A 14,616-nucleotide genomic window follows, 5' to 3' on the forward strand; every position below is an offset into this window, starting at 1 on the left:
GCCTTCTATATTTGTCGTAAGTACACTTAGAGTACCGTAATTCATTACCCCTAAAATCCAACCTCTTGAAAAAGTATACTTACATCCTGACAGTGGTCGCACTCTTATCCAATTTTGCCTCGGAAGCGCAAACTTGTCCGTCCTCTTCGACGACAACCATCAGCAGCTATGGCAACACATACTACCCCGGCGCCCAGGCTTCTGTGAGTGCGGGCGCCACTACTATTACGTTGGGTAATGCCAGCACATCAGGATACGGGACTGTCCCCATCAGCGCCTTCGATGTCGTACTGATCATCCAGATGCAGGGTGCGCAGATCAACTCCACCAATGGAACGGCCTACGGCGACGGGACGGGCACGGGCAGCGGATACCTGAACAATGGTCAGTTGATGGCCGGGCAAATGGAATATGCGGTAGCTGCCAGCGCGGTGCCTTTAACAGGCGGGACGCTCACTGTTCAGTCAGCGCTTAGCAATAGTTATAAGAATGCCAATTACGGCACGGATGGTCAATACCGTTACCAGGTGATCCGGGTGCCTTTGTATTATAATGCAACCCTGGGGGCCGACATTAAGCCGCCGGGATGGAATGGTACGGTGGGTGGGGTCATCGCTTTATTTGTCTCCTATGCCCTTAACATGAATGGACACAAGATCGACGCTTCGTCGATGGGATTCCGGGGCGGCGGCGGCAAGGCTTATTCCAATGTGGGTTCGGGCGCCAACACGGATTTTGTGGCCGTGGCGTCCAACAAAGCCGGCGGGTCCAAGGGAGAGGGCATCGCGGGAACACCTCTGTACCTCGACTCTTTGAACAGCGCCGCATTGATATCCACCGGTGTGGAAGGTTACCCTGGGGGCAGCTATGACAGGGGCGCTCCGGGCAATGCCGGAGGCGGCGCAACGGATGGCGCACCTAATCCCAGCAATAGCAATAACGCGGGCGGAGGAGGGGGCGGCAATGGGGGAGCAGGCGGGATCGGCGGAAACAGCTGGTCTTCCAATCTTACCACCGGCGGAAGACCGGGCGCCGTCTTTGCGCAGAAAACTCCTTCCAGGCTGGTGATGGGAGGAGGGGGTGGATCGGGAAGCTCCGATGGCGGAACGGGTACTCCTTCCGGTGGCTACGCCAGCAGCGGCGCACCGGGTGGCGGCATCGTGATCATCATCGCAGGCTCCATCACGGGCACGGGCAGCATTTTGGCTAACGGGGCTCCTCCCAATACGACGCTGGCCAATGATGGCAGCGGCGGCGGCGGCGCAGGCGGCAGTGTGCTCATCGTAACTGGGGTGGCCGCACCCGGGCTCACGGTAAACGCCAATGGAAGCGCGGGGGCCAGCAATACGGGCGGGACACCGGCCCCAGGGCAAAAGCATGGAACCGGCGGGGGTGGAGGAGGTGGTGTCGTTTATAGTAATAAGGCTTTGGGGGCTGTCTCCGTTGCGGGCGGTGCGGCTGGGGTTACCACTACCTTAGCGGTGACCTATGGCGCCGCGGCCGGTGCGGCAGGCGTATCGTCACAGTCGATCACGATCAGCCAGACACCGCCTTTCCCGATGATCTGCAATGGCTTGCTGGCAAAGGAGTCCCTGTCCGGCTCGGCCATCAGCGAAAATGGAAAGATCACCGTCAGCTGGCAGGCGACCACTGAAGAGGATATACGGGCATACACCGTGGAAAGAAGTTTCGATGGCACTGTCTTTTCACCCATCTCGACTGTTGCACCGGCAGTATCCGGCAACAACACTGGGAGCTATAGCTACACCGATGAGCAGGCGGGGGACCGCAGCGGTTTGATCTACTATCGTATCGAGGCCACGGATATAGACGGCCGCAACCTGTTCAGTAATATTATCCCGGTGGACGGGTCTGTACGCTTCGTAACGTTGAAGGTAACACCGAATCCTGTCGCGGGATCCGCCACCCTCAGCTTTACCAGCGATCACAACGCCAGCGTATCCATCCGCCTGATCGATATTACAGGTAATCCTGTCTGGAGCAGGCAATGCCAGGCCGGGCGGGGGATCAACACCGTGCAGCTCGACCATGTGAGGGAGCTGCCCAATGGCATCTATGTATTGCAGCTGTATGATGGCGGAAATTATGAAAAGATAAAAATGCTTATACGGCATTAGCGCCATGTCAAAATATTGTTGAACTTTAGTCTGATAGGAACTATAATGACCCACTGCTTAAGACTACTTGTACTGCTCTTCCTTTGCTTAACGCAATGCCTGGCATCGAAAGAGCAGGCAAGCTTGCCCGGGTATAGCGCTATCAATTACAACAGCGATAACGCCCTTCCCCAGAACAGCATTAAGGGCATGGCCTTCGACAGGAACGGCTTTCTCTGGATGGGTACGGAAATGGGGCTTGTCCGTTTTGACGGGAGGCATTTCCGGGAGTACAATATGGGCAACTCCCCTGCCATGTTGAGCAACAGGTGTTTCCTGTACGGTTTAGCGGATGGGTCAGGGAAGGTACTCATTCACCAGGTGGCCGGCATCCACCGTATCCTGACGGTTACAGCCGATTACCAGTTGGCCGAAGACAGCTTCCTTTCCACCAATCCTTATGAAGCCCCCCGGTTGAACAACCGGATATTTTCTTTTGCCAATATCTATAAAAAGTGGGGAGGCGCGGCCGGTCCTGCGGCATTCAAGCGTCTGCTGAAAGATCTGGACCACAATGGCGACCTGTTCACCGTCGATGAAAAAAAGGCTTATGCGACAAAGGATTCCGTCTGCTATTTTCTTGATGAGCGTACAGCCGGCATCCGTCTTCTTCCTGAAATTTCCCCTTCTACGCCAAAGCTCCAATTCCTGGTGGGAGATGTATTCATATCTGTAGACAAGTGGAATCGTCTCTATGCATACAAGGAAGGCCGGCTGCAAAAGAACATCGGCGTCAGCGCCCCGCTGCAGCAGATCTTTAGGCAGGCTGGCGTGGCAGGCCCTTATCCTGTACAAGCCACCTTTAAAGCGATGAGGGATACCAGCCACACCTTCCTCGTCTTTTCAGGAAATATTCTGCAGTTACATTTACGGAACGGACTGTTGGATGTCGATACCTTGGCTGCCAATACTTCCATCAGGGATATCAGCTGCCTGATATATGACGAGGGGAACCGGATATTATATGTTGGTACAGCGACAAGTGGATTGTACATTCTCAAAAAATACCAATTCAGGCGGCTGGCATTTAACAGCGACAACTATGCGATCAATAGCCTGTATGGGCAGGTGGAGTTGCCGGATGGCAGGATATTGACTTCCTCCGGCGTCCTGGACAGGTATAGTCCGATAAATAAGCCGTCGCCAGGGATCTATGACCCGAATTCCTTTCTCCAGTCATCGGATGGTCATATCTGGTATTCTTCTTATGATTCATTAAGAGGGACCGATCCCTTGCTGCATGGAACCGTCAGTGCTACTTACATGGGCGACTACCTTACTTCCATCTTCGAGGCCAGTGATAAAGATATCCTGTACAGTAACCGGGATAAATTATTCCGGCTTCGGGGAAAAGACGTAACTGTTTTACTGGACTTTTCGACATTGCTGCGGGGAGCTTCTATACAGGTGATCCGGGAGATATCCCCCAATGAGCTATGGGTCGGGACCTCCTCCGGATTGTTTTCGTATGACCTGTCCCGTGGTACGCTCAGCCGTCTGCCGGGGCTGGAAAATGCTGTCGTGAGGGTCATTGGTAAAGCCAGGGATGGGAGTATCTGGATCGGCACATACGGACAGGGGTTTTATAAGTATGAGGGCGGAGATTTTATTAAAATGCCGATGGATCCCGGCAACAACCTGGCCACCGTCCATTGCTTTATGGAAGACAGGCAGGGTTATTTCTGGCTGCCCACGAACAAGGGATTGTTCAGGGTGGCAAAGGAAGAGCTGGACAACTATGCATCCGGCAATAAGGAGAACGTGTTTTATTATTATTTCGACAAATCCTCGGGATTCGCCAGCAATGAATTCAATGGGGGGTGCACTCCCTGCGGGATCGTCACCCGGGACGGTCATTTCTCTCTGCCTTCCCTGGATGGGTTGATCCAGTTCGATCCGGACAGCATCGTTATCGCGCCGCCCGAGCACCCTATTTTTATAGATCACGTCACTGACGATAAGAAAGTATTGCCCGGTGATCATTTCGAGCTGGACCAGGGGGCCGGTGCGCTGGTCTTCGCGGTGTCTTCTCCTTATTACGGTAACCCGGCCAACCTGCACCTGGAATATTCCATACCGGAGCTGGACAACAAATGGCACCCGGTGAATGATGACGGAAGACTGGTCCTGACCGGATTGCATAAGGGCCGGTATACCCTCACCGTCCGGAAGCAGGATAGTTATGCCCAGTACAGCTGCAAGACGGTGGGCTGGAACATCCGTCCATACTGGTATGAGACCCTCTGGTTCCGGCTGCTGGTCGCCGCGGCGGCCATCAGTATCCTCCCGTTTATTTTCTGGCTGCGTTATAACCGCCAGGTGAAAAGAGCGGAGCAGCTGGAACTAAAAGTAGCCGAAAGGACGCAGGCGCTGTCCGATAGCAACCGGGTAAAGGAAAAAATGATCGCCATCATCCTCCATGACCTGCGGTCGCCCCTGCGCTTCCTTCACATGCTGGCCATTCATATTTATGAGCATTATCAGAAAGTCGACAGCCGTGAGCTGGGTGAAATGCTGATGAAGTTCCGGAATGCAACGCATGACCTGTTTGCATTTACCCAGGATTTCCTCGTCTGGACCAATGCGCAGAAAGAGGGGTTCGTCGTGCGGCAGGAAAGAATCGTCCTGCGCGAGATCGTTGAGGAAGTCGTCTCGCTGTATGAGCCGGGCGCAGACATCAATAATAACACCGTCCTTAACCTGGTCCCCGCCGCTGTCACGCTGGTCTCCGACGTCCATATACTGAAGCTGCTGATCCGCAATCTCGCGGATAATGCCAATAAATATACGGTCAACGGAGAAATAAGGATCGAAGCGGCGAAGGATGCCGCAGGGCTCCGCATCATCATTTCCGACACCGGCAGAAGCATGGAAAAAGACCTGATCGATGCGATCCTCACCCATACCTATCAGGCGGAAAATGACAGCCATGGCTTTGGCTATAAGATCATCCTGGAATTATTAGCCAGGATACAAGGACAGCTGGCTATCGATACCCCGGAGGGCAAGGGCAACCGGGTGACCCTGCTTTTCAGGAACGCTGCAGGTGCCTGAACACATCGTCCAGCAGATGATATTGCCTGGCGTGAAGCCTGGCCTGAAACGCCCCTTTTGAAAATATGTGAAAGAAATCCGTCGGCGCTTTCAATGCGTTGTAATCAGTGGAAGTTATCAGGATCGTTCTACCCATCTGCTTTAAGGGATGGATTATTTTGTACAGGCGGACCATGGACGCCAAATCCGCGGGATCGAATATATTATCGAAGAGGTAGACCAGTTTCCTGCTGTGCTGATGGGGCCTGGGCAATGCCGCCCTGTTGTAATAGACAACATCGGCGTGATCCAGTCGCTTGCCCTCATACCGGATGATGCCAGAGCTGATCGGAATATTTCCTGTCAGCAGCTGCAAGAAGCCCGTGTTAACGCTGTCAGCCTCATTCCAGATGCCATGTATCCGGCCCGTCTCGAATGAGCTGTTCAGATTGGTGAACGATGTGCCATTATCATTTCCGGAAGCCGATATGTTTTCCAGCGCGATCATAGGATGAGTGGTGATCACAAAGATGGATCATTGGGGAGAAGGAGACCCTAGTAATAAGTGGGTTTTCGATGGAGTTATCATGTAGCCGCTAGAAATAATTGGACCGGTAATAAGTGTTATTGTATAGATGTGGTTGGGGAGATTGGAAGAAATATCCACTACGGCATACGTTAAATTATCTAAATCAGTTATATTTATATACCCTTAGACAATTATGAAAAGATTTCTTATCGTAGACGACCATTTTATTGTTAGGACAGGCCTCTGCGTTCTTATAAGAGAAGAGTTCATGCAGGTGGAAATAGAGGAATGCCGGGATGGGGACAGCGCCTGGACGAAGATACAAGGCAGCGCCTATGATCTGGTGATCCTGGATATATCCATGCCTTCCACAGACACCTTCAGCCTGCTGAAAAAAATATTCTTGCTGCGGCGGGGCCAGAAGATCCTGATCCTGACCATGAGCAGTGAAGATGTGTATGCAAGAAAATACCTGGACCTGGGCGTGAAAGGCTTTATTAACAAGGAGGCGGGTCCGGCGGAGATCCGTAAGGCCATGGTAAGCATCCTGAACAACAAAAGGTACCTGAGCTCCAGGATGCAGGACAAGCTCACCACGGAAGTCCTTGAAGGAAAGACGCAAAATCCATTCGAAAGTTTGTCTGCCCGGGAACTGGAGATCATGAATCATCTGATCGATGGAAAAAATGTTTCGGAAACCGCTCATATCCTATCGCTCCATATTTCAACCGTCAGTACGCATAAGGCGAATATCATGCACAAGCTGGGCGTTTCCAATATCATTGAGCTGAGCAAAATGGTGCAGATGTTTTAGTACCTTGGGGAATGGAAAATCTAAAAGTCGCCACCGCACAATTCGAAAATCGCAGCGGTGATAAGGAATACAACCTTGGCAGGATCGAAGCGCTGACCGTAAAGGCCGCGGCAATGGGCGCGCAGGTGGTCGCCTTTCATGAATGCAGCATCACAGGCTATAGTTACATCCGTCATTTGTCCAGGGAGGAACTGTGGGAGCTGGCCGAGCCGATGCCGGATGGTCCCAGCGTCCGGCGCCTGACAGCCATTGCGCGGGCTTCGGATATCGCCGTGCTGGCGGGCCTGTTCGAGCAGGGCGCTGACGGGAAGATCTACAAGGCCTATGTCTGCGTGGACAAGAATGGAATGGTGGGCAAGTTCCGGAAGATCCATCCTTTTATCAACCCGCATATCACACCGGGCAACGAATACGTGGTCTTCGATCTGTATGGATGGAAATGCGGCGTCCTCATCTGCTACGACAATAATATCATTGAGAATGTACGGGCTACCACCTTGTTGGGCGCGGAGATCATCTTCATGCCGCATGTTACGATGTGTACGCCTTCCACCCGGCCGGGCGCGGGATTTGTGGACCCGGCGCTGTGGGAGAACAGGGAGGCGGACCCGACATCGCTGCGGATGGAATTCGACGGGCTGAAAGGACGGGGCTGGCTGATGAAATGGCTGCCGGCCAGGGCCTATGACAATGGCATCTACGCCGTTTTCTCCAACCCCATCGGTATGGATGACGATCAGCTGAAGAATGGCTGTTCCATGATCCTGGATCCTTATGGGGATATTATTGCGGAGTGCCGTACGCTGGGCGATGATCTTGTCATGGCGACGCTGACACCCGATAAGCTCCTGAAGTCGGGCGGTCACCGGTATAAGATGGCCCGCAAGCCGGAACTGTATAAAGACATCGTGGGGCAGCCGAATGCGTCTATGCAAAAAGTGGTCTGGATGAAATAGGGATCCACTGCAGCCAGGGTTCATTGGCGAAGCGTCGGAATTTTCTTAACTTACTTATCGTTAAGCCGACGCCAACCATTAAACCTATCTTATCTATGATCAGTCTCGATGCATTGCTCGACGAAGTAAACGTGCTATACCAGGGCAACCGGTACCCGGAAATGATAGCACTTCTGAATGATGCCATCCTGGAGGACAACGCCCATCCTGAGTTATATTTCTACCGGGGTATCGCCTGGAGCAGTACCAGCAAAGCCTACGACAAGGCTATCAATGATTTCACGAAGGCCATTACCCTGAAGCCGGATCTTTACCGCGCCTACCAGAACCGGGGCATCACCTGGGCGCTTATCAAAAAATATGACAAAGCCGTCGAGGATTTTGCAAAGGTGATCGCGCTGAGGCCTGAATATGGCTCGGCCTATCATCATATGGGCAATGCATTGCGGGAGAAGAAAACATACGTCAAGGCCATTCCCTATTACGATCGGGCGGTGGAATTGAAACCCGGGCAGGCACAGGTATATCTGGACAGGGCGACGAACTATTATTCCCTGGAGGAATATGACAAGGCGATCGAAGATTGCGATACGGCCATCGCGCTGGAGCCGGACCAGGCGACTGCCTATACGGACAGGGGGAATGCCTTATACAAGAAGGCAGCCTATGATCTGGCGATGGAAAGCTATCACCGGGCTATCGGGATAAGACCCACCAGCGGACGGGCGTATTTTGGCCTGGGGCGTGTATACGAGGCCGTAAAAGAATTCGACCGCGCGTCCATCCATTACAAACGCGCCTATTACCTGGGGTTCGATAAGGCCAGGATGATCGAGGTCTTCAGGGAGAAGTCCCCGGCGCCTTATATTGTCAAAGAGATCGTGGCCGGCATGGCTGATCAGAACCAGGAGCTGAATTTCGCCGTCGTGGCCTGGCTGATGGCAGCCTGCAAACGCTGGGACGGCCTGCTGGATCATTTGCAGCAGTCCGGATACCCGGAGACGCATCCCGAAGCCTGGTACAGGCTGGAGGCGATGGTGCAGTATTATATGGGTAATTCAATCGCGGCGTACAGGATATTCGATACGCAGTTTGATTCGGAGGCGCATCCCTTCCCCCTGACCCTGAGGGACCAATACTACCTGGTGCTGTCCGCGGCAGACTTTTCAGAGCCGGATAATGGACTGGCCTATGCCCTCGAGCAGGCCAGAAAGGAGGACGGCAGTGATCCTGTCAATACCTATTATGCCGGCTGGTTATTTTTACTGTCCAATGAGGTGGACAAGGCTTTATGGTGTTTTAACAAGTGCCAGGATTTTTTGCCGGCCCTGTATGGGAAGATAGCGGTGTATGATTTGCAGGACAACGAAGCAGGCTTATTGCTGACGGCTGAAAAGATCGCAGCGGCGGAGGCGGTTGCTGACGGCGGGCTGCGCTTTTTACAGGGGATCAGGCCGCTGGCGATGACGACGGAAATGTCATTCGATGAAATATATGAGGAGATCATGCGACTGGTGCATTATTACGAATTGACGGAAGAGATAGCGGTGGTCAGGCGGCTGCTGCATATTCCATCCGGCTTTCAGCACCTTGAATTTACGGCGCTCCCGGAATGGAGCCGTTCAGTCGTTTAGGATCAGCTCCTCGATATTGCCGTAATTTTCATAGCTGGAGGTGATCACTTTGTCCCCTGGAGAGAGGCCTTGCAATACTTCATAATAGTCCGTGTTCGCCATGCCCAGCTGAATATTTACTTTGTAGGCTCTTTTGCCGTCGGCACTCACCTTGAAGATCCAATTGCCCCCTGTCTGCTGGAAGAAACCTCCTTTGGGCACCAGCACGGAGGTTCTCTCATCACTCAGCGCCAGTGTGATCTGCAGCGATTGTCCGCGCCGGAGGCCCTTGGGCGCTGGTCCGACAAACTGCATATCCACCTGGAAATGCCCGTTGGTGATCTGGGTAAACACTTTCGTGATCTTCAGGTTGTACGTGGTGTCCCGGTCAGTATAGGTGCCCGTGAGCCCCGGGAAGATCCTGGGGCTGTAATGGTCATCTACGTCCATCAGGCTGACTTTAAAGCTGCCCATGACATCTATCTGTCCGAAACGATCGCCTTCTTTCTTTGTCTGCCCTATTTCCGCATCCAGCGAGGTGAGCTGGCCGTCCACCGGCGCGCGGACGATCAGGTCGCTGACCCTTCCCCTCAACAGGTCCAATGCCTTTTGCGATCCCTGGTAGGATTGGCTTATCTGCTGCAGCTGCCTGGCATTGGAGGTGGAATCCTGTTTCATGATCTGGTCATTTATCTTTTTCTTCTTCAAATAATAGAAATAATCATGCTCCGCCTTTTTGAATTCCTGGGACCCGATGACCTTTTTTTCAAACAAACGTTTATCCAGCACATAGATGCGTTCGGCATCGCTGAGCGCACTTTCCACGTCTGTCAGGTTGTTCAGCTTGGAGCTTGTATTCTGTTCGGCCGCAATGCGTGAGATCTGGATCTGGGTGAGCAGATCATATACATTCGTCTGCTGGGTGACGAGGCTCAATTCCAGGGCTTTGTTGGACAGCCTTACGATGGGGTCGCCCTTTTTCAAAATGACGCCTTCCTCCACATATTTATCTTCCACCTTTCCTCCTTCCGTGGCATCCAGGTAGATGCTTTTCATCGGCTGAGCGGTGCCGTTCTGCGGGATGGTTTCCCGGAAGCTGCCTCTGATAATGGTGCCCATGGACAGCCGCTCTTTGTTGACTCTCAGTTTTGACTTCCCGGAAGTGGCATAAATGCTGCCGCCGATGAGTGCCATCAATGCGGCAATACCCACCCCTGTCAGGACACGGCGACGTGTCCATCTCTTTTTTTTAAGAATGATGTCCATATGTTGTGTCTTGCAGATATTTTTGAAACTGGGCGGACGAGAAAATACCTTTCAGCACCTCATTAAAGGAAGCCTGATTTGCCTTCATTTTCATTTTTTTCGCGGCCTCGTCCGGAATGACGGAAATCTCATCGACGGATTTTATGTTTGCCAGATAGGCATCATATACTTTTTTTGTTTGCGCAGCATCCAAATGAAGGGTTGCTTTCAGACGACCGGCGTAGGCAGCGGAGCGTTGAAAGACATCCGCAGGCATTTTCCACTCATTGCCTGTTTTAACGGGCTTAGTGGGCTGCTGGCAAAATGAGATAGTGCTGGCAAAGGCCGCTATCATCAGCGATAACAGTTGTTTCATATATTATTTGTTTTTGTTGAATACTTCCCCGGTCATTCCGTTCTTAAGACGACTGCCGGGTTGGCGCGGGAAGCTTTTATGGATTGAACACCAATGGTTAATAATGCCGTCATCAATGTGAGCACGCCGGCCAGCCCAAACATCCACCAGGATATATCGATCCTGTATGCAAAATTCCCCAGCCATCGATGAACCGCGAGTAAGGACACCGGGATAGCCAGGATCAAGGCTATTGAGACCAGCTGCATAAGATCTCCGGAGATCAGTCGCACTATCTGCCAGGAGGAGGCTCCGAGCGCCTTTCTGATGCCGATCTCCCGGGCGCGCCTTTCAGCGGACAGCAGCGTGAGGCCGAACAGGCCTACACATGAGATCAGGACGGTTAACAAGGCGCCGAAGCTGATGATCTGCTGCCATTTTGCATCGGAATCGTAATATTTCCTGTTCAGATCATCTTTGAATGAATATTGAAATGGCTCTTCCGGGATCAGGACGTGATAAGCTTTTTCCAGGGCAGCAATCGTCGCGGGGATACTTTTTGACCTGATGCGGACAGTGACCCTACCCATCGGCAGATGTGCGTCCATTGTAAAGACAGTGGGCTTGATCTTTTCTCTCAAGGATTCGGCATGGTAGTCCTTTACAACTCCGACGATCGCTGTCTTTTTATCGCCCCAGTCCGGGATGTTCATACAATCAATTGTTTTGCCGACGCCCTCCTTCCAGCCGGCAGCCTTTATAAAGGACTCATTCACGAGCACTGCATGAAGGGAGTCCGAAGGGAAGGCCCGGGAGAAATTCCTGCCTGACACAAAGCTTACCTGCAATGCTGTCAGATAGTTTTCATCGACGCGCTGGTAGCTGGCTGTAAATTCTTTTCCGCCGGCTTGCGTTTTGCCCCCGAATTTTCCAATGTTGCTGTAGCCGGCACTTTCGACACCGGGGACTTTGGATAATTCAGATCTCAGGAGGTCCATCAATGGCTTGTTCATGATCGCTTTACCTGATATGAATTCCACGAGGTTCTTGTCCTGATAGCCCAGGTCGGCCTTCGTCAGAAAATTAAATTGCGCATACATGAAAAATGTGGCGATGATCAGGAAGGCGGCCAGCGAGAACTGCAATACCACCAGTGATCTGGCGAGATAGTTCCTGAAGCCGTGACCAGAGCGATCAGATAATGTTCTCACGGGGTTGAAACCCGATAATACAAATGCCGGATAGCAGCCTGCCAGAAGACCCGTGAGCAGGAGCAGGCTGAAAAAGGCAGCCGTCAGCGGGAGATCGAGCAGATAATCCAGGCTCAGGTGCTTATTTACTAATGAGTTGAAAAAAGGCAGCGCCAGTCCTGCCAGCCCTGCGGCCAATAAAAAGGAAAAAGAGCAGAGTAAAAAGGATTCCCCCAGGAACTGTATCATGAGCTGCGCTCTTACCCCTCCTATTATTTTCCTGATGCCTATTTCCTTGCTTCTTTTTAAAGAGCGCGCCAGGGTGAGGTTGATAAAATTGATGCATGCGATCAATAAGATGAACAAGGCTATTCCTGTTAAAATATAGGTATACAAAGGGTTGCTGGATGCGGGCGTGCCGGCGTATTCGGTGTTAAGATGCATTTTCGTAAAGGGCATAAGGTCCCAGGTAAATGTATCGTCATACCCGGCCCGGTGATCCATATCGATCTCATCTTTGGCTTGCAGCCTGTAGACGGCATCCATTTTCCTTTTTACATTTTCCAGGTTTGCTCCCGGGCGTAAAAGAAAATAGGTGGGATAGGATACCCACATCCAGCCATTGTCCGGGCTTGTTTGCGCAAGGTATTTGAATGGAAGCAAGACGTTGAATCCGATGGTTGAATTAGGCGGCGGTGTTTTCGCGATGCCGGTGATGGTGAAGGGTTCAAACTGCCCGTTGATCTCCATGTCCAGCGTCTTGCCTATTGCCTCGCCGTTGTTGAAATATTTTTTTGCCATCTGTTCAGTCACCACCAGGGAATGAGGGTCGCTCAGCACGGCTGCCGGGCTGCCCGCAACCAGGGGAAAGGAAAAAATGGAAAAGAAATTGTCGTCGACCCAGGTCGCACTTTCGGTATATACCTGGTTATCTTTTCTGATGGTCAATTGTTGCGGGTCTACCCGGACAAAGGCTTCCATTTCAGGGACGGCCTCTTTAAATGCGGGGCCCTGGACCATCGCTGAAATGGCAAATTTTTCATGCCTGCCGTCCTTACCGCTCCTTTCACAGGTGAGCTGGAAGATCCGATGCTTCTTTTCATGGAACTGATCATAGCTCCATTCATCTTTGACGTACAGCAGGATCAGCATACTGCAGGCTAGCCCCAGGCTCAACCCGCCCATGTTTATTACGGAGAATAGCAAGCTCTTCTTCAAACCACGCAAGGCGATGTTGAAATAGTTCTTAAACATATAAAAACTGTTTGGCAATACTTAATGCACGTGTAGTATGGGGGATAAAACCCTATATAAAAGTCCGGTAGCGATATCTTATAAAGTAAGTATGGGCTGACAAGGTCGATGTCGAATGTGCGTTCTCCAGCGTCCTTTTTTCATCCAATAGTTTTTGTTCTCTCTCCATTTGCTGTAAAATCCGCGTGCCGTCCTTTGCGATGCTCTCCTTAAAGGAGAACAGCAACAATAGCGATGCGATCAACGGGAGCACCATGAGTTTTCGGGCATGTTTGTAGTGGATGTTCCCGGAAGCCGCGACCATATTCAATCTTCTGACCACGGGCGAGCGGAAAAAGTAGTGGGAGGGGTCCAGGTATCTCCCATTGTCGTGGGATTGCAGCAGCATGAGGGCAAAAGAACCGGTGTCTCCCTCCTCGATACAGGCGGCATCCGCCAGGAACTCATGCACCACGTTCAGCTCCTTTTGGATCAGCCAGTAGAACGGGTTCACCCAGCATATACAGGCTATTGTTTGTATGAACAGCTTATCACAGCTGTGTTTTTGCCGGATATGGGTCATTTCATGTATAAAGATCTTATCTCCTTGTCCATCGCTGGTGGACATGCCATCCCGCCAGAATAGATTGTTGAGAAAGGAAAAAGGCGCCGATGGGTGCCGGGTCTGGATGAAGTGGACCTTTCCGACCTTTACGGATCCTTCCTTTCGCCGGATCCTGTATACCCAGGAAATTTTCGAGAGCATGATCATCAATAGAACAAAGGCGATCGCTGCCATGCAGCAAAATAAAATACAGGTCGTTGCAGGAGAGGAACCCGGGCGTGCAACCACCAATGCCAGGCTCCCTGGCTTTTCGATGGCATACAAATTGAAATTTACCAGGGGCAGCACCAGGCTGACCACTACGGTCGCCAGCAGATAGCACCTGTTATAGACATGGAGCCGCTTATTGCGCAATGCCAGCTGGTAGTAAGCATACAGGATGCCGCTGGCCAGGATGGATTTGATCATATAGGCAATAAGGGTGGTCATATCACTTCTTGTTTTTCTTCAGCTGCTGCAATAGCATTTCCAGCTCCCTGACAGAAAGTTTCTTTTCATCAACCAAAAAAGAGATGACATCGGGAAAGGAGCCTTCGAAATAGCCTTTGGCGACATTGACCAGGGCGGATTTGGAATATTCTTCCTTTGTAAGGACAGGATGATACCGATGGATCCTTCCGATGTTCTCGATCCTCACAAATCCTTTGTCGACCATGGTCTTCAGGATGGTGGCCACCGTGTTCTTATGCGGTTGGGGAGCGGGCATGCCGTCGACAATTTCCATCAACAAGCCATTGCCCATCTTCCATAATACTTTCATTACTTGCTCTTCCGCCTTTGTCAGGGATCTCATTTAAAACTATGTTTGTAGTTTAAAAGTAAAACTATTTTTATAGTTTTACAAAA

Annotated in this window: 11 protein-coding genes; 5 read left to right on the plus strand and 6 right to left on the minus strand. The window is 51.7% G+C overall.

Annotated features, from left to right (window positions below; genetic code table 11):
• Nucleotides 1–65: 65 nt before the first annotated feature.
• Entirely contained in the window at nucleotides 66–2,138 is a 2,073-nt protein-coding gene (locus tag Q4E93_RS19960; RefSeq protein WP_303588244.1) for a T9SS type A sorting domain-containing protein, read from the plus strand.
• A 45-nt stretch (nucleotides 2,139–2,183) separates the two neighbouring features.
• On the plus strand, nucleotides 2,184–5,231 hold the full coding sequence (locus Q4E93_RS19965) for a ligand-binding sensor domain-containing protein (RefSeq protein ID WP_303588247.1): 3,048 nt from the start codon (nucleotides 2,184–2,186) through the stop codon (nucleotides 5,229–5,231).
• Here the strand turns inward: Q4E93_RS19965 and Q4E93_RS19970 are convergent.
• On the minus strand, nucleotides 5,209–5,736 hold the full coding sequence (locus Q4E93_RS19970) for a P-loop NTPase family protein (RefSeq protein WP_303588249.1): 528 nt from the start codon (nucleotides 5,734–5,736) through the stop codon (nucleotides 5,209–5,211). The two genes, Q4E93_RS19965 and Q4E93_RS19970, sit on opposite strands and share 23 nt — an antisense overlap.
• Before the next feature lie 196 nt (nucleotides 5,737–5,932).
• Between Q4E93_RS19970 and Q4E93_RS19975 the strand changes: the two genes are divergently transcribed.
• The 3 genes from Q4E93_RS19975 to Q4E93_RS19985 all read left to right on the plus strand — a co-directional run bounded on the left by Q4E93_RS19975 (nucleotide 5,933) and on the right by Q4E93_RS19985 (nucleotide 9,143).
• Entirely contained in the window at nucleotides 5,933–6,553 is a 621-nt protein-coding gene (locus Q4E93_RS19975) for a response regulator (RefSeq protein WP_303588251.1), read from the plus strand.
• Nucleotides 6,554–6,564: 11 nt separating this feature from the next.
• Nucleotides 6,565–7,509, plus strand: coding sequence for a nitrilase family protein (locus tag Q4E93_RS19980; protein ID WP_303588253.1), 945 nt, complete (start codon nucleotides 6,565–6,567; stop codon nucleotides 7,507–7,509).
• 95 nt (nucleotides 7,510–7,604) lie between these two features.
• Nucleotides 7,605–9,143, plus strand: coding sequence for a tetratricopeptide repeat protein (locus Q4E93_RS19985; protein WP_303588255.1), 1,539 nt, complete (start codon nucleotides 7,605–7,607; stop codon nucleotides 9,141–9,143).
• On the opposite strand, the gene Q4E93_RS19990 is transcribed toward Q4E93_RS19985, so the two are convergent.
• From Q4E93_RS19990 to Q4E93_RS20010, 5 genes are read right to left on the minus strand one after another with little or no spacing between them, the layout of a single operon-like run.
• Nucleotides 9,132–10,388, minus strand: coding sequence for an efflux RND transporter periplasmic adaptor subunit (locus tag Q4E93_RS19990; RefSeq protein ID WP_303588257.1), 1,257 nt, complete (start codon nucleotides 10,386–10,388; stop codon nucleotides 9,132–9,134). The genes Q4E93_RS19985 and Q4E93_RS19990 overlap by 12 nt on opposite strands.
• Entirely contained in the window at nucleotides 10,372–10,743 is a 372-nt protein-coding gene (locus Q4E93_RS19995; RefSeq protein ID WP_303588259.1) for a hypothetical protein, read from the minus strand. Before Q4E93_RS19995 ends, Q4E93_RS19990 begins: the two co-directional genes overlap by 17 nt.
• Before the next feature lie 32 nt (nucleotides 10,744–10,775).
• Nucleotides 10,776–13,166 carry an ABC transporter permease gene (locus Q4E93_RS20000; RefSeq protein WP_303588261.1) on the minus strand — a complete coding sequence of 797 codons (2,391 nt, stop codon included), beginning with the start codon at nucleotides 13,164–13,166 and terminating at the stop codon, nucleotides 10,776–10,778.
• Between the two features lie 52 nt (nucleotides 13,167–13,218).
• The gene (locus Q4E93_RS20005) at nucleotides 13,219–14,199 is read right to left on the minus strand and encodes a M56 family metallopeptidase (RefSeq protein WP_303588263.1); all 981 of its coding nucleotides are present in this window, start codon (nucleotides 14,197–14,199) and stop codon (nucleotides 13,219–13,221) included.
• A gap of 1 nt (nucleotide 14,200) precedes the next feature.
• The gene (locus Q4E93_RS20010) at nucleotides 14,201–14,563 is read right to left on the minus strand and encodes a BlaI/MecI/CopY family transcriptional regulator (RefSeq protein WP_303588265.1); all 363 of its coding nucleotides are present in this window, start codon (nucleotides 14,561–14,563) and stop codon (nucleotides 14,201–14,203) included.
• Between the last annotated feature and the right edge of the window lie 53 nt (nucleotides 14,564–14,616).

Source organism: Flavitalea plasmicola (genome assembly GCF_030546645.1).
Classification (GTDB): Bacteria; Bacteroidota; Bacteroidia; order Chitinophagales; family Chitinophagaceae; genus Puia.